Here is a 15691-nt window from a genome sequence, read left to right on the forward strand (position 1 = left end):
AAGGATCGGCCACCGTTTCCCGAGCGGAATGCCCATCCTTCGAAACGGCGCTGACATGCCGCTCCGGAAACAGGCTCTCATGGTTGTGTCGCGGCAAGCTTCAGTCACTCGCCCGCATCCGCCGCCGCACCAGAGGTGTCAGCGCCATCATGATCAGCGTGCCCACCAGCGCGACCACCGCCATCAGATAAAACGGCCAGTCGTGGTTGAGGTCATAAAGCGCGCCGCAGATGCTGAGGCCGATGGCCATCTGGATGCCAACCGAAGTTGCCAGGAAACCCTGTCCGGTCCCGGCCCAGCGAGCCGGCACCACCTTGGCGAGGATGGCCACCGCGCCCAGATGCGCCGCCCCGAAGGACAGACCGTGCAGCAGCTGCAGCGCTGCCATGACCGGCAACGTGTCGGCAAAGGAAAACAGGGCCCAACGCAAGGTGGCAGCCAGGCCGGCCGCAAACAGGAACACCGGCGGGTCAAAGCGTTGCGCGATTTTTCCGGCAACGCTGAACAAGGCAATTTCGGCCACAACGCCGACGGCCCAAAGCACACCAATGGCAACATCCGGCACCGCCTTGGCCTGCCAGTAGAGCGTCCCGAACCCGTAAAAGGCAGCATGGCTGGCCTGGAACAGGCCGAGCACGGTCACGACCGGCCAGAACCAGATGCTGCGAAACGGTGTATCGGCCCCCTCGTCAGGCGAGCTCGCAGCCTCGTTGCCCCGCTCCTGACGCGGGAGCGACATGGCCACGGCGCCCGTGGCCACCCCCGCTGAGACGATCGCCAGCACGAGCACCCAGGACGTTCCCTCTGCAGCAAGCACGCCGCCGACCAGATTGGCGACGACGAACCCGGCGGACCCCCAAAGACGCATCCGGGCATAATCCGCCCCCATATTGCGTTGAACATCCAGCGCATAGGCGTCGCTCAGGGGAACGATGGGCGCGTTCATCACCATGTATCCGATGACGGCAATTCCGAGCATGACCGGACCGCCAGGCAAGAAGAACCCACACAGGAACGCCGCCCCAAGCAGCGAATAGATCAGAACGGACAATCGCCGTTGACCGGTCCTGTCGGAGAGATTCGACAAGGCCGGGCTTGCCGCGATTCTCGCGATAGTCCCTGCCCCCAGGATGAAACCGATCTCTGCGGCAGTTAAGCCGTTCACGCCCAGAACGACAGGAAAAAACGGCAGAAACAGGCCAAATCCGAAGAAGTGACCGGCAAACAGCCCGGACACGCGGGCACGGATCGGAATTGAGTTAAATGCCATGAATTAACGGGCGGGAAGCCGTCCTAAAAAGGATGTTAACGATTTTCGCCTTACCCTGAAGGATAAGTTGTCCGCGTTGCGGCAACAGATGACCCTTAGGCAAGTTGAGATACGCGTCCACATGAAAGCGGAAGCAGTACAGGAAGAGCAAGGACTGATCGGCGAAGCCGAATATCAGACCCTCGAACAGACCCTGATGGAATCCGATCGCGGGCGTCGGTTTCTAAAAGAGTTTCTCAATCGGAACAAGACCCCGGAAACCACCGAGATCCTGGGGGCCATCCACCGGCTCGAGAAGGTGGTGACCCGGCAACGCAAGGTTCCGGACCTCGACAAGATCCGTCTCGACATTGCCGACATGCACGAGGCGATCGAACGGACCAAGTCCGAGATCGCCAATATCAAGCAGGAAGGCGACGACAGCAACCGCTTTGTCGATGCCTCCCATGAGCTCGATGCCATCGTAACGCAGACGGAAGGCGCAACCCAGTCCATCCTGGAAGCCGCCGAGCAAATCCAGGAAAAAGCCTGGGTGCTGCGCGAAAACGGTGCCGACGATGCGACTTGCGACGACATCGACGCCAAGGCGACCGAGATCTTCATGGCCTGTTCCTTCCAGGATCTCACCGGCCAGCGCACCAACAAGGTCGTTCAGGTGCTGCGCTATCTGGAAAGCCGCATCAACCTGATGATCAACATCTGGGGCATCGAGGACATGGACGCGGACGAAACCGCCGGTCCTGTCGATACCCGTCCGGATGCACATCTGCTCAACGGCCCGCAGCGGGATGGCGGTGGCGTTTCCCAGAACAATGTCGACGAACTGTTCTCTGCAAGCGACGATGTCTTCGACGCCGCAATCAAGGAAACCGGCGCTGAAATGCCGGCCGCGCCGGTCCATGCCAGCGATGCAGATGTCGACGCCATCATGGCTGCCGCCGAAGAGGCTGTGGCCGACGAGGCTGATATCGACGCAATCATGGCCGGTGGCGACGAGCCGATGGACGCAGCCGCAATCGACGACATGTTCGCAGCTGCCCCGGCGGCCGCAGAAGACGAAGCTGAAGAGGATGTGCCTGAAGTCGTCGCAGCCGAAGACGAGTTCGATGTTGCTGATCCGGACGCCACGCTTGACGAAGCCGCCATCGAGGCGCTGTTCGACAGCGAAGTCAACGCGGAGGCCGAGGCTGAGGCCGAAGCTGAAGCGGACGCAGACTGGGAACTGACCGAAGAAGCAGCAGCCGAGGACGGTGACGACCCTCTGCAAAGCCTTTCCGAAGCAGAGCGTCAGGCCCTGTTCAACTGACAACAGGCGCAAGAGCTTTCGGTCGCTCCCAAAAGAGCTATCCGCTTTGAAAAACGGCCCGGTGAGTCATCCTCACCGGGCCGTTTCGCTTTCGGGCCAAGGCAGTCCTTTTGCCGGGCGTCTTGGACCAGATCTGGAAGCGTGTCGCTGCACAGGCCCGTTCAAAACCTGGAACCTTGTTCAGGTGTCTGTGGAGATGTCATCCCAGGGTTGGTCCGAGTAGCCGATCAGCCAGTTCAAAGTATAGTGGCGCTCATAAACAACGCCCGGATCAAGGGAGGTTGGAGCTGCACGGCCGTTGATGCGCGCATCGACAACAGCCCAGTGATATCGATAGATCAAATCGGCAGCATCCAGGAGTTCGGCCTGTGAACGCAGACTTGCGCGCGCACGCAGGCCGTCGGGACCAAGGTCCCGCAATGTTTCGGCAAGGACAGGCACATCCGTGATCACACCGAGAGACCCGATCTCGTCATAGATCCCCATTGCCCAGAGCAACACGTGAACCGCCTCGTAGCACCACACGAACTGAATACGCTCATGCTCCGTTGGTGCACGATCTTTCATGAAGGCTTCTTCGTGGGGCGTAAAATACCCTTCCGCCCCGAACTGCGCGATCAACTCCTGACCCAGGGAATAGTCGTCCGACTCCGCCTTGACTGCGACGATGGCAAGCGCAAGCGTTCGCCTTACGACTTCTTCCTCCGTTCGCCGAAGGCTCTCGTCAACGGTCTCGATCTTCGGCAGGTGATCAATGTATTTCACACCTTCTGAACGCAGGATTTCAATGGAACGCGCCTTGCGTTCTGCCGCCTCTTCCGCCATGGCGGAAACCATGCTGACAATCATCATGGGGATCAAGCCCAGTGTCAGGAACCTCAAAACCGCTCTCATGGATTTCCCCCGTTCTTCTGTGGCAGCTGGCGTTCAAGTCAGCCAGAACTGGACCGGTTTCGAAGATCCAGTTTTCAAAGATGTTTGCACCAGCCCAGTCCTGAAAGCCTTTTGAAGCAACACAGGAGAGCGCTCAACAAAAAGGTGAGCAACGCGACGAGGGTACTTGCCCGGTTGATGGGCCAGTGTCCACCTGCCCTGCGTCCCGCAACAGAAAAACCTCCGCAACCCGAGAGGTGGCGGAGGCCAATTGCATCAGCGGTCCTGGATCAGCCGTTGATCCTGTCGAAGAACTGCTCGGCCTGAAGACCCAGGTGATCTGCCTGGCCTTTCAGGGAGGTCGACAGGTTGCGGATCGATCCGACCGTGCCGCCGACCGTCTCCACGGAGCCACGTACCGCCGTGATCTCGTCGGTCACCGACTGTGTGCCCTGGGCGGCCAGCTGCACGGAGGAGGCAATCTCCGCCGTGGCGGCAGCCTGCTGTTCCACGGCCGAAGCGATGCCGGTCGCAATTTCCGACAGCTCGCCGATGATGGTGGTGATGCCGTCGATGTCCTGGGCCGATTGCTGGGTCGCCTGCTGGATGCTGGCGATCTGCTCCGTGATGTCTTCCGTCGCCTTGGTGGTCTGGCTGGCCAGTTCCTTGACTTCCGAGGCAACGACGGCGAACCCCTTGCCCATCTCGCCTGCCCGTGCGGCCTCGATCGTGGCATTGAGCGCCAGCAGGTTGGTCTGGGCCGCGATGTCGGAGATGAGTCCGATCACCGAGCCCACCTGCTCGGCGAAGCGAGCCAGTTCCGTCATGGATTCATTCGTGTTGCGCGCGCCTTCTACGGCCTTCAGCGCCATTTCGCGGGACTGTCCCGCCTGCCGACCAATCTCGCTGATGGAGGCGGTCATTTCTTCCGTGGCCGTCGCACTTGACTGGACACCGCTGGCCGTTTCCCCGGAGGAACTGTCCATGGCAACAATCCGGGAGCTGATCTCTTCCGTCTCGCGGCTCAGGCTGCCGAAGGAGGTATCCAGTTCGTCCGAGGCTGAGCGAAGCGCACCGATCGTGCCGCCGAGCGTGTCCTGAAACTCCTGGATGGCCGATTTGAGCCCTTCCTCGCGCGCAACAGCGTCCGAAACCATCTTGTCGTGATAGGTCGAAATGGCGAGGTCCATGTCGAGCATGATCAGCTTGTTCAAAAGCGCCAGCGCCCGGCTGCGCCTGGCGTTCGACAGGAAGCGCGTCTTCATCAACTGATCGCTCAGGCGAGTCAGCACAAAAGAGTACCCGCCGATGTACCAGCTGGGATCGAGCCCGATGCGCACATGCGCCAATCCGATCCGGACGGCACGTTCCCCGTAGGCAGCGTCAGGTCCATCGGAAAACAGACCTTCCCAATGAGCAATCTGCGCAGCCACCAGACGGGATTGCTGTTCACCGACAAGATCCGCCAGATGCGGCACGGTTTTGACGTGGGCGTAAAAATCCTGAAGAACCTGGGGCAAGGCGGACTTGATCTGCGGCCAGAGAGATCGCGCCAGGGCGCGGTCTTCTTCCTCATACCGGAAGAATGTCAGCCGGTCCTTCAAACTGGTGTGTTGCATTGAAGCCTCTTAACTCATTTGTGCACACGCTGCTCCGCACCTCTGGCGACCTGTGCTTGAGGTCGCGCAGATTTGCCGGCGCCAAAGCAGCGTCACGGTCACGTCCCGGCGATGTTAGGAGAAGCGATACGCCTGCCTTCAGCGCAGACGATACTTGCTCAGGCCCTGCATTCCGTTCGTCCCGTCTCGACGAATTGAAGACGGTGCATTCCCCGGAACCCCACTCCCGGTTGCAGTTAATCCGCCTTCACTTCCGCTCTACAAAAGAGGCTCTAAGAGAGGGTTAACGGGCAAGCGCCGTCATCAGCATCTGTGGATCAATATTGCCACCGGTCAAGACGACGCCAACCGTCTTGCCGGCAACCGGCAGTTTGCCGGAGAGCAGCGCGGCCAGGGCCACTGCCCCGCCCGGTTCCACAACGAGCTTCAGTTCGGTAAAGGCAAAGGCGACGGCGGCCAGGGCTTCCTTGTCGGTGACGACCAGCCCGTCTCCGGACAGTCGTTTCAGGATGGAAAACCCGATTTCCCCGGGCGTTTCGGACAAGAGCGCATCGCAGACCGAACCGGATTTTTCCGTGTTGCTCAGGCGCTCCCCTGCGTCAAGCGAGCGTTTGTAGTCGTCGAAACCCGCCGGTTCGACCGTATGAAACCGGGTCTTGGGCGACACTTCCGAAAGAGCGAGCGCGATGCCGCTCGACAGACCGCCTCCTCCCGTACAGGCACACACGTCGTCGAGCGCCAGACCAAGGTCTCTGGCCTGTCCGGCCAGTTCAAGGCCGACAGTGCCCTGCCCGGCGATCACGCCGGCATCATCGAAGGGATGCACGAAGGTCGCACCGCTGTCGCGGCAGAGTGCCGCAGCGATCTCGTCCCGGTCTTCCGTGGCCCGATCATAGGTCACGACCTTTGCCCCGAAGCCGCGCGTCCGCTCCAGCTTGATCGCGGGCGCATCTGCGGGCATGACGATGGTCGCCGGCATGCCGAGCAGCTGCGCACTTGCCGCCACACCCTGGGCATGGTTGCCGGAAGAACAGGCCACAACGCCCCGCGGCCGGTCCGCCGCCGGGATCAGGTTAAGGCGGTTGAAGGCGCCACGAAACTTGAAGGACCCGCTGCGCTGAAGGTTCTCGGGCTTGATCAGAACGGTGGCCCCGACCGCCGCATCCAGAGCCGGATGCCGCAGGACCGGTGTCACCACCGCTTCACCGCGGATGCGCTCGGCAGCAGCGCGGATGTCATCGATCGACACCGCCGCAGGGGACGTTTCAACGACTTGGGAGTGGAGGTCCGTCATGTGAGCTCTTTCTTGGTTCTGAAACAGAAAACAGCCATCCGCCATGCCTGGGCACGCGAATAACCGGCCCGCCACCAGGGGCTGGCATTCAGCAAAGAAATTTCACAGGAGAGCGGACCGCGCCAGCAGGAAATTGTCCGGGTGTCAATTTAGCCGTTTGCGAAGACGGGACCAGCCGGGAGTTACTCGGCGGCCTTGGCGTCGCCGTGGACGCTGTTGTAGATGTCCCGCGCCTCGATGCAATTGTCCAGGAACTGACGCGCGCTGGCGGCCCAGGTATAATTCAGGGCGATTTTCCGGCAATGATCCCGGGGAATGTCCAGAGAGGCGATCGCGGCCTCGCGAAGATCTTCGGACAGCACGCCGGCACCGGTGTCACCTATCACGTCGAGCGGCCCCATGACCGGATAGGCCGCCACCGGAACACCGCAGGCGAGTGCCTCCAGCATCACGTTGCCAAAGGTGTCTGTCAGCGAGGGGAAGACAAACACGTCCGCGTCGGCATAGTGGCGGGCAAGCTCCTCGCCCACCTTGGCCCCGGTGAAATGGACCTTTGCATATTCCCGGCGCAGGCTGTCCAGTTGTGGCCCGTCGCCGACGACCACCATCGAACCGGGCAGATCGAGATCCAGGAAGGCTTTGATGTTCTTTTCAACGGCGACCCGCCCGACATACATGAAAACGGGGCGCGGCAACTCTTCAGGCAGAACCGAGCCCTCATAGGGCTTGAAAAGCTGCTCGTCGACACCCCGGGACCAGCGCATCAGGTTGTTGAAACCGCGGTCCCGCAAGTCCTGTTCCAGCGAGCGCGTGGCCACCATGCAGCCACAGCCGGCATTGTGGAACCGCCGCAGCCAGCTGTAGGACCAGGCCAGGGGAACCGGCAACCGCGCGGAAACATATTCGGGAAACCGGGTGTGGTAGCTGGTCGTGAACGGACGCCCGGTCTTTTTCGCAACACTGGCGGCCAGCAGACCCAGCGGTCCTTCTGTTGCAATGTGAAGGTGCTCGCAGCCATGTTCTTCGATCTTGCGCCGAACGATGCCGCGATGGGTCAGGGACAGCCTGATTTCTGGATAGGTCGGGCACGGCAGGGTCTTGAATTCCTGCGGGGACAGCACTTCGACCCTGACACCGATGGCCTCAAGCTCTTCCGCGGTGCGTTCCAGCGAGCGGACCACGCCGTTGATTTGCGGATGCCAGGCATCCGTCACGATAAGAATGGAACTCATGCGGCGACCGGTGCTTCCTTGGATTTCGGCCGCACCGCTTTCGTCTGGGTCTTGTCCACCCATCTGATCACCTCAAACGTGCCATCATGGTGCTCGGCGACCGCTGTACAACTCTCTACCCAGTCACCCGTATTGATATAGTGGATCCCGTCGAGATCCCTGTCGGCCGCGTGGTGGATGTGACCGCAGATCACACCGTCAACCCCCTGCCGGCGCGCTTCGTCGGACAGCGCCTCTTCGAACCGGCCGATGAAACTTACGGCGTTTTTCACCTTCAGCTTCGCCCAGGCGGACAGGGACCAGTAGGTCAGTCCAAGGTTCCTGCGCACAAAATTGACCCAGGTGTTGATGCCAAGGGCGGTCACATAGGCCTTGTCGCCGAAAAAGGCCAGCCACTTGGCGTGCCGGATAACTACATCGAACTGATCGCCGTGGATCACCAGGTAGCGCTTGCCGTTGGCGGCCTCGTGAATGATGCTGTCGGTCACCTCGACACCACCGAAATGGGTACCGAGAAAACTGCGCAGGAACTCGTCGTGATTGCCGGGGATATAGATGATCCGGGCTCCCTTGCGGCCCTTGCGCAGGATTTTCTGAACCACATCATTGTGCAGTTGCGGCCAGTACCAGGACCGCTTCAACCGCCAGCCATCGGCGATATCGCCGACCAGGTAGATGGTCTCGGCGTCGTGATCCTTCAGAAAGTCGAGCAGCATCTCCGCCTGGCAGCCGCGCGTGCCAAGATGAACGTCCGACAGAAACAATGCCCGGTAATGCCGCGATCCCTCGGCGGTCGACATGGCAATTCTCCAAATTCCTATTGGGGCGCTATAGACGCGATTCAAGTATCACTATTATGACAATTAAGCCGTCTTCCTTCCCTGATTTTGTTTTCCGCCTTCATGATTAATACGTGGACACGCGCCGGATTTACATCGCGATGTCTCAGCGGCAGGCCCGTAGCAGCTTCCCGTTTGACACTGCGCGACCTGAGCGTCCACAAAGACGCTTAAAGTGATCGGACGGGAGACATTCCATGGACCTTGGACTGAAGGGCAAAAAAGCAATCATCTGCGCATCCAGCCGCGGGCTCGGCCGGGGCTGCGCCGAGGCGCTCGCCGAAGCCGGCTGTTCCGTCGTCCTGAACGGGCGCGACGAAGCTGTTCTGGCGGAGACGCGGGCGGCACTGGAGACCCGCTTCGGCGTTGACGTCACCGCTGTTGCGGCCGATGTCTCGACCCAGTCAGGCCAACAGGCCCTGCTTGCCGCCTGTCCCGACCCCGACATTCTGGTCAACAACAACGGTGGCCCGCCCCGCAAGGACTATACCGAGCTTGATCGCGAGGCGCTGATCAGCGGTGCGATTCAGAATTTCGTAACGCCGGTAGAGCTGATCCAGGCGGTAACGCCCGGCATGAAGGCACGCGGTTTCGGCCGTGTCGTCAACATCACTTCGCTCTCCGTCAAGATGCCGATCGAGGGTCTCGACCTCTCCAGCGGCGCGCGCGCCGGCCTGACGGCCTTTCTGGCGGGTGTCTGCCGCCAGCTTGCCCCGCACGGCATCACGATCAACAACCTGCTCCCTGGCAAGATGGATACCGACCGGCTGAAGGGTGGCTTCACGCGCACGGCTGAACAGACCGGCAGGAGCCTCGACGACATCCGCGCGGAACAGGCCGCCGGCATTCCGGCCAAACGCTTCGGCAATGCGGAAGAATTCGGCCAGACCTGTGCCTTCCTGTGCTCCCGGCACGCCGGCTACATCACCGGCCAGAACATCCTGATGGATGGCGGGCTCTACCCCGCGGCGTTTTGAGGGCGGAGAGCCTCCCTCTCACACAGGTCATCGAAAGCTTATGCCGAGGTTCGACGCCACGACGCCGGTGGCGTCGCTGCCTTCATTGATCCCCACGAGCACAAATTGATCCTCTTGCTTTTGAACAAGCGCTCCACCGCTGCCACCACGCGTGCTTTGGCAGGTATGTCGGAGCTCTGTGCCCACTTTTGAAACAATCGTGCAAAGGTTGGACGTATCGCACCTTCCGCCATGCAGGAAGTTTTGAAGGTTGTTCATCTCCGCCATGGCGCGCCGGTGCATGGAAATCGCGTTGAGGCCGCAAAAGGCGGTTGGCTCAAACAGGACCGGATCTGCCGCCTGGATGGTTTCGAAACGAGCCTGGAACGCGATCGGGAACACCCGGGCATCCAACTGGTCGAGCTCTGATCCGTCGTCAGGCCGCCGCGCGGGCGCCGCAACCAGATCCATGCTGCGCGGCGCTCGAAATCCAACGGCCTGATTGTCTCCGTCGATACAGTGCTCGGCCGTGAACGCGAGTTGAACGAGCGCATCCTGGCCACTTGCCACATAATTCTCAGGCATTGTCGCGACGGATGCGGAGCAAACAGCTTCGCCTGTGTCTGCGGACAGGATGCCATTGAATGACAAATGGTCTGCACCGGCAAGGAACGCACCGTCTCCAAAACAGGCGTCAACATAGGTAGCTTCGGCGGTCAGACAGGTTTTCAAGGTTTCCGGTGAGTTTGTGTGGTCTTGCACGCACAGATCACCATAGGCATCTTCGATCACGCATTGTCTGTTTCCGTCACACACGGTGTCGAACAGGACTTGAACAGCTGCATCGCATGTCACCTTTTCAGCGTCGATTGCAGCCTGGTCGGCCTCAAGAGAACGGGCTCGCCACCTGGAGGCTGCTCCTGAAGCCCCGCCGAACTGATCGCGGGCCTTTTTCGGAGAGACAACCTGCTCGATACAACCAGCACAGCTGAAATCGGCAAATGTCCAGGAAATCCGCGAACTCGAGTTGACGTCGTCCCGGGTTGAAGACCCCAAATCCTCCTGCGCAATCACGAAGTCGGAGAAACCAAGCGTCTGAAGCCGGTTTCTGTTTCCAAGAAGCTCAGTCGGGAAATTTTGCGGGTTCAGCCGATCAAGAAAGTCGTCCTGAAATGCTGCGCCTCCAACCTTAAAGTCACTCACGCCGGGGGTAAGGTCCTGCGCGACGGAACTGACCGGGAACAGGGCAACCGGAACAAGAACGAGAGACATGAAAAGGCGAGACATGGCGTTTCCTCGTCAACGTGTCGAAAGGCGCTCCTCGGCAAAAGGATTGCGCGTAGGTGGCACAGTGGAAATTCCGGATTTTCCGAGCTGTTCGACGGACAATCTCAAATGATCTCTCAGCCTTCGAAGACCGGCCAGTTCGTTGGGCTGGCAGCTCTCGAAATAGGTTTTGCTGTATGTCAGCCAGACGTCCTGTTCTGGAGACAAGTCTCCGGCCACAGGACAGCTGCGCTCCGCCGCGCTGGTCAAGCCGGGACTGTTCGGGAACTGCTCCCAGAACAACCTGGTCAGCTCGCCTGCTCTTTCTCTCGACAATTGCCCATTTGAAGCAGCCCCCTGAGCCGATTTCATATCGAGCGCCAGGACGTCCAGCTGAACCTTGTCCTCACCCGAGGCGCAGATTTTCGCGTGACCCAGGATGGCATCCATCTTTTTCACCCAACTGACAGGGTCCTGATCGCACCAGTCAGGCCTGGGCTGAGAAGTCTTTGGCAGCACAGCGTCGATTGTCGCAGAGTAGGTACGGAAACCGATCCCAAGCGATTTCGACAGCGCTTCGGTTTCCCAGATCAATGAAGCCGTTACAGGATCCCGTTGATCTGACCAGGGGTTTGAGGCCTGGTCGACAAGGTATTTCGTGCCAGCCCATGTTCCCCAGAAGAAAAGCAGAAAAAGACAACCGAGTTTGCCGACAAGCCCCAGCTGCAGGTTTTGGGGACCGCTGCCGCGCAAGAGCGCATAGACCCCTCCCCCGCCGATCAGGATTCCGGCCGCAATCTCGATAATGGTGTTGCTTGTCGAAGAAATCGTGATGGCCGAAAGCACCCCGACCGTGCCGCCAAACGCCGCGACCATAAGAGCATAAAAGAAATTCATGACCCCAACTCAACCGGATATCCCCAGGAAGAGATCATACACCCGAAAGACGAAGACTCGCAACGATACGCCGAGTCTATTCAATCGCCCGCAAACAAGTCGACAAAACATAAAAGCTTTCAAGACAATAGGCGAAACAATAGATACAGAAATCCATTCAATCATCTGAATATTGAAAATCACAGAAATTACGCATCCATCAATAATTGAATATTATTCTACTCGGCAATCGAATTTGGGCGGCAAAACACGGCGCCTTTATCCGCTAAACCAGTTTGCTCCAGCTTCTCCCGGCAACTGGACCCCACCGGACCCGACACACAAGATGTCCGGTTTGAAATCCGCCAAGCAAAAAGGCCGGAGCAATGCCCCGGCCTCTCGTCAAGACGCTGCTGAGCTGGTCTTAGAACTTGTAGCGCAGCGATGCGGAGATGATGTTGACGTGGCTGTCGACATCGGCGGTGTAGGTGCCGAAGGTGGCGTTATAGTCCTGGTGCCCAGGCGCAATGTTGATCTTGGTCGCTTCCGGAATGATGTGGGTATAGCCCAGATCGAACGACATATGCTTGTTGAATTCATAGGTCGCACCGGCAGACAGCCACCAGCGATTGTTGTCCGGCAGGCGGGTGGAACGGATGTCCTCGTCGATCGGCGAGATCTCGTAGCCGAGACCGGCCCGAAGGGTCAGCTGATCGTTGAAGTCATATTCACCACCGAGCGAGAAGAACCAGCCGTCATCATAGTTGAAATGCAGCGTGGTCAGCGTCGCGCCACTGGTGTCGGAAATTGCGCGCGGCGACTTCAGACGGCTCCAGTTGGTCCATTCGACCGTTCCCAGAACGCGGATCTTGTCGGTGATCTTCTGACGCGCGGAGATGTTGACCATGTCCGGTGTCACGACACCAAGGCCGATCGCGCTGGTGACGCCCCCCACGATCAGATCGCCATCAAGGTCATGACCAACACCGGAGCGATAGCCGATGCCGATCTCGGTGCCTTCCCACGGACGCACGGTCAGACCGGCGGTCACGCCGAAGCCGACATCATCCCCCTTGATCTCGTTGGAGCGCGGAAAGCCGGCACCGGACGTGGCGTCAGCGGATTTCAGCGACACTTTCAGGTACTGGACCTGAACACCGACCGCGACCGACACCATCTCGTTGATCTGCAACGCAACCGCCGGGTTGACGTTCATCGAGAACACGGACGAGGAGCGGGAGTAGAACTGGGCCGCCCAGTTGAAATCCGGCTTGGTGGAGAGACCGAACGGGGCGTTGATACCAACACCGAAGATGAGCTGGTCATTCAGCCGGTACGCCGCATAGGACGCCGGAATGAACGCGTCGGACGCGAGGTCGCCGCTGCCGATGGACGAGGTTCCCAGAAAGCCGCCCGACAGGGTACCGTTAACCTCCGAGACAGGGAACAGCCCCGTGTTGTGCGCCTCGACGGTCAGGCCCTTCTGAGCCCCCATCAACGAAGCCGGGTTCCAGTACATGGACGAAATGCCGCCGCCCGTTGTGCCGTAACCGGCAAAAGACATGCCCTGATAATAGGAGCTCTGCTCACGCAGGGCGAAGCCGCCGGCATGCGCCGCGCCTACAACCATAGATAGCGCGACCGCGGTCGACGCAAATAGAACTGTTTTTTTGTTTGCCCACGACATGGTGTTTCCTCCCATCCCCTTCCCGCTGGGTGATTCATGACAACTGATGACAGAATTCCCGGAGAAGGCGCCCGGTTTCAACACAATATTGGGACTGGGGATTGGCAGAAAATCGCTTGCTGCATTGCAATATAGTCAGGAATTTCCCTTAGGTTTCGGCTGAACGTCCGCTCATCACCCAAAAATCGATAAGTTCAGAGACACTTCGTCACATGATCGACACAAGTTGACTCTTTTGCCCAAAAAAGAGGCAGAAAAAATACCAGCTTCCGATAACGTAAATTAGCCATTGAACGTTGCGGCTTTGCCACACGTGTCGTTAGGGAACACGGGTAGGTTGTTGGACAAATGACCTGAAGACCCTCGGTAAAATCACCAATAAAATGACTTTACGGCAACCCATTTGTCTCAACGCCCGGGATAGCACTGAAGGAACGGGCCAGCGGTAAAATGTCAGGAGCTGCCGAGAGAATGGGTGCGAAGATCGGTGATACCGGCACCGCGTTCCTGTGCGCGCTGCCGGTTCATCTGTCGCCTGCTTAGCCGTCCCGCGCCGACATAAAATTGCGCATGGCGATGCTGCTCCACGGGGCCAGACGCTCCCGTGCCGCCTGATGGCTTTCCTGGATGCGCCCGGCCAACGGATCCCTTTCCGCAAATTCGGCAAGAACATCAGCGGCCGTTTCCCGCAGCGCTGCCAGAACCGGCTCCGGATACGGCCGGACCGTCACGCCGTCTTCTTCCTGCAGCAGTTTCAGGCTGCCGGCGTTCTGCCAGTCGCTTTCCGCCAGCGCCCGCCCGTTCTCGGCCCGGCAGGCGTCCAGCACGATGGCTCTCAGATCCTCCGGCAACCCGTCCAGAGCTGTTGTGTTGAAGAGAGCCTCCCCCGTGCCGTTCGGCTCGTGGAAGCCGGGCGAATAGTAGTTGTGCGCGACCTTCTGAAACCCCATCGCGCGATCCGACCAGGGCCCCAGGAATTCGGTCGCATCCAGAACGCCGCTCTGCAGGGCCTGGAACAATTCACCCGGCGGCAGGCTGACCGGCGTGGCGCCGAGACGGCGCATCACCTCGCCCCCGAGGCCCGGCATGCGGATCTTCAGCCCTTTGAGATCATTAAGGCCTGCAATCTCGCGCTTGTACCAGCCGCCCATCTGGACGCCCGTATTGCCCGCCATGACCGGCTTCAGACCAAACGGCGCATAGAGCTCGTCCCAGAGCGCCTGCCCGCCGCCCTGCTCGATCCAGGCAATATGTTCATGCGGCAGGAGACCGAAGGGCACGGCCGTGAAATAGACAGAGGCCGGGATCTTGCCCTGCCAGAAGAAAGAAGCCGTGTGGGCCATCTGGGCTGTGCCGGCCGAAACCGCATCGAAGACGCCCAGCGCAGGCACCAGTTCCCCGGCGGCAAACAGGCGCACACGCATGCGGCCACCCGACATCAGTTCGATCTGGTCTGCGATCCGCTGCGCGGTGATGCCGGGACCCGGCAGGTTCTTCGGCCAGGATGTGACCAGCTTCCATTCCAGCGTAGCCTGCTCCTGGGCAACAGCAGGCGCTGCCAGACCGGCAGCACCGGCCGCCGTCGCACCAAGCAAGGCGCGGCGGTTCACATGTGTCCTTTGGCCACTCGTCTTGTTCATCTCACTTGCTCCAATAGCCGTGAAAATGGTGCACGGGCCCATGCCCGCTGCCGATCTGAAGCGTGTCGGCGGCCGCGATGGCGGCCTGGATATAAGCCTTGGCATCGGCAACCGCCTGATCCATCGACAGGCCTTTCGCAAGGCCGGCCGCGATGGTCGACGACAGGGTGCAGCCGGTGCCGTGGGTATTGCCGGTGTCGATCCGCCTGTCGCGCAACCAACGGGACGTGCCGTCCCTGGTCAGAAGCAGGTCCGCACTCTCTGCGCCTTCACCATGCCCGCCCTTGATCAGCACAGCCTTAGCGCCCAGCCCCAGCAGTTTCTCGCCCTGGGCCTTCATGTCCGCTTCGTCGCTCGCAAGGCCGGTTTCCAGCATGCGGGCGGCTTCATGAAGGTTCGGTGTGATGATATCGGCCAGCGGCACCAGTTCGGCCATCAGTGTTGTGACGGCACTGTCGGCGAGCAGCGGATCGCCGGAGGCGGCCACCATGACGGGGTCCAGCACAACGGGCCCCGTGGCGTGGGCTTTCAGCCCTTCGGCCAAGGCCTGAATGGTGTCCACGCGCGACAGCATGCCGATCTTGGTCGCCTTGACGGCCAGATCGGAATAGACCGCATCGATCTGGGCCCGGACAAACTCCGGTGGCACATCATGAATGGTGCTGACACCAAGCGTGTTCTGGGCCGTCAGCGCCGTCAGCACGCTGGCGCCGTAAACACCGTTTGCGGAAAAGGCTTTCAGGTCGGCCTGGACACCGGCGCCGCCGCCGCTGTCGGACCCTGCAATGGTTACCGCAATGGCGGTCATCTGCATCTCCCGGGATGTGATTGGA

At 60.2% G+C, this 15691-nt stretch carries 13 protein-coding genes; 2 read left to right on the forward strand and 11 right to left on the reverse strand.

The features are described 5' to 3' along the window. Positions 1–100: 100 nt before the first annotated feature. Positions 101–1270 (reverse strand): MFS transporter, encoded by a 1170-nt coding sequence (locus tag CHH27_RS10390; RefSeq protein WP_094071523.1) that lies wholly within the window; start codon positions 1268–1270, stop codon positions 101–103. A 121-nt stretch (positions 1271–1391) separates the two neighbouring features. On the opposite strand from CHH27_RS10390, the gene CHH27_RS10395 reads away from it, so the two are divergent. Further along, complete coding sequence (locus tag CHH27_RS10395) at positions 1392–2576, forward strand: protein phosphatase CheZ (RefSeq protein WP_094071524.1); 1185 nt, start codon at positions 1392–1394, stop codon at positions 2574–2576. Positions 2577–2756: 180 nt separating this feature from the next. Here CHH27_RS10395 and CHH27_RS10400 read toward each other — a convergent pair whose 3' ends face one another. The 5 genes from CHH27_RS10400 to CHH27_RS10420 all read right to left on the reverse strand — a co-directional run bounded on the left by CHH27_RS10400 (position 2757) and on the right by CHH27_RS10420 (position 8394). Further along, a complete protein-coding gene (locus CHH27_RS10400; protein WP_094071525.1) occupies positions 2757–3470 on the reverse strand; it encodes a DUF4272 domain-containing protein in 714 nt (237 codons plus the stop codon). A 269-nt stretch (positions 3471–3739) separates the two neighbouring features. Next, positions 3740–5068, reverse strand: coding sequence for a globin-coupled sensor protein (locus CHH27_RS10405; protein ID WP_094071526.1), 1329 nt, complete (start codon positions 5066–5068; stop codon positions 3740–3742). A 283-nt stretch (positions 5069–5351) separates the two neighbouring features. Continuing rightward, positions 5352–6362 carry a threonine/serine dehydratase gene (locus tag CHH27_RS10410; protein WP_094071527.1) on the reverse strand — a complete coding sequence of 337 codons (1011 nt, stop codon included), beginning with the start codon at positions 6360–6362 and terminating at the stop codon, positions 5352–5354. Between the two features lie 182 nt (positions 6363–6544). Beyond that, a complete protein-coding gene (locus tag CHH27_RS10415) occupies positions 6545–7594 on the reverse strand; it encodes a glycosyltransferase family 1 protein (protein WP_094071528.1) in 1050 nt (349 codons plus the stop codon). Further along, positions 7591–8394, reverse strand: coding sequence for a UDP-2,3-diacylglucosamine diphosphatase (locus tag CHH27_RS10420; RefSeq protein WP_094071529.1), 804 nt, complete (start codon positions 8392–8394; stop codon positions 7591–7593). The genes CHH27_RS10415 and CHH27_RS10420 overlap by 4 nt, the downstream gene beginning before the upstream one ends. A gap of 236 nt (positions 8395–8630) precedes the next feature. Here CHH27_RS10420 and CHH27_RS10425 point away from each other — a divergent pair, with 236 nt between their 5' ends. Beyond that, complete coding sequence (locus tag CHH27_RS10425; protein ID WP_094071530.1) at positions 8631–9410, forward strand: SDR family oxidoreductase; 780 nt, start codon at positions 8631–8633, stop codon at positions 9408–9410. Between the two features lie 27 nt (positions 9411–9437). Here CHH27_RS10425 and CHH27_RS27615 read toward each other — a convergent pair whose 3' ends face one another. From CHH27_RS27615 to thiD, 5 genes are all read right to left on the reverse strand, one after another. Further along, positions 9438–10181 carry a hypothetical protein gene (locus CHH27_RS27615; RefSeq protein ID WP_157738847.1) on the reverse strand — a complete coding sequence of 248 codons (744 nt, stop codon included), beginning with the start codon at positions 10179–10181 and terminating at the stop codon, positions 9438–9440. A 507-nt stretch (positions 10182–10688) separates the two neighbouring features. Then, positions 10689–11552: a hypothetical protein gene (locus tag CHH27_RS10435; protein ID WP_094071532.1), complete on the reverse strand. Its 864-nt coding sequence runs from the start codon at positions 11550–11552 to the stop codon at positions 10689–10691. Positions 11553–11955: 403 nt separating this feature from the next. Then, positions 11956–13161, reverse strand: coding sequence for an OmpP1/FadL family transporter (locus tag CHH27_RS10440; RefSeq protein ID WP_208988794.1), 1206 nt, complete (start codon positions 13159–13161; stop codon positions 11956–11958). Between the two features lie 596 nt (positions 13162–13757). Then, entirely contained in the window at positions 13758–14858 is a 1101-nt protein-coding gene (locus CHH27_RS10445; protein WP_094071533.1) for a TRAP transporter substrate-binding protein, read from the reverse strand. Position 14859: 1 nt separating this feature from the next. Beyond that, entirely contained in the window at positions 14860–15666 is an 807-nt protein-coding gene (gene thiD, locus CHH27_RS10450) for a bifunctional hydroxymethylpyrimidine kinase/phosphomethylpyrimidine kinase (RefSeq protein ID WP_094074660.1), read from the reverse strand. Positions 15667–15691: the final 25 nt, after the last annotated feature.

The sequence above is a fragment of the Labrenzia sp. VG12 genome (assembly GCF_002237595.1).
GTDB lineage: Bacteria > Pseudomonadota > Alphaproteobacteria > Rhizobiales > Stappiaceae > Roseibium.

Coding starts and splice junctions, on each gene's coding strand:
- CHH27_RS10410 (WP_094071527.1), bottom strand. CDS start 6,362: ATGACGGACCTCCACTCCCAAGTCGTTGAAACGTCCCCTGCGGCGGTG.
- CHH27_RS10420 (WP_094071529.1), bottom strand. CDS start 8,394: ATGTCGACCGCCGAGGGATCGCGGCATTACCGGGCATTGTTTCTGTCG.
- CHH27_RS10425 (WP_094071530.1), top strand. CDS start 8,631: ATGGACCTTGGACTGAAGGGCAAAAAAGCAATCATCTGCGCATCCAGC.
- CHH27_RS10395 (WP_094071524.1), top strand. CDS start 1,392: ATGAAAGCGGAAGCAGTACAGGAAGAGCAAGGACTGATCGGCGAAGCC.
- CHH27_RS10440 (WP_208988794.1), bottom strand. CDS start 13,161: ATGGTTGTAGGCGCGGCGCATGCCGGCGGCTTCGCCCTGCGTGAGCAG.
- CHH27_RS10415 (WP_094071528.1), bottom strand. CDS start 7,594: ATGAGTTCCATTCTTATCGTGACGGATGCCTGGCATCCGCAAATCAAC.
- thiD (WP_094074660.1), bottom strand. CDS start 15,666: ATGACCGCCATTGCGGTAACCATTGCAGGGTCCGACAGCGGCGGCGGC.
- CHH27_RS10435 (WP_094071532.1), bottom strand. CDS start 11,552: ATGAATTTCTTTTATGCTCTTATGGTCGCGGCGTTTGGCGGCACGGTC.
- CHH27_RS10400 (WP_094071525.1), bottom strand. CDS start 3,470: ATGAGAGCGGTTTTGAGGTTCCTGACACTGGGCTTGATCCCCATGATG.
- CHH27_RS10445 (WP_094071533.1), bottom strand. CDS start 14,858: ATGAACAAGACGAGTGGCCAAAGGACACATGTGAACCGCCGCGCCTTG.
- CHH27_RS10390 (WP_094071523.1), bottom strand. CDS start 1,270: ATGGCATTTAACTCAATTCCGATCCGTGCCCGCGTGTCCGGGCTGTTT.
- CHH27_RS10405 (WP_094071526.1), bottom strand. CDS start 5,068: ATGCAACACACCAGTTTGAAGGACCGGCTGACATTCTTCCGGTATGAG.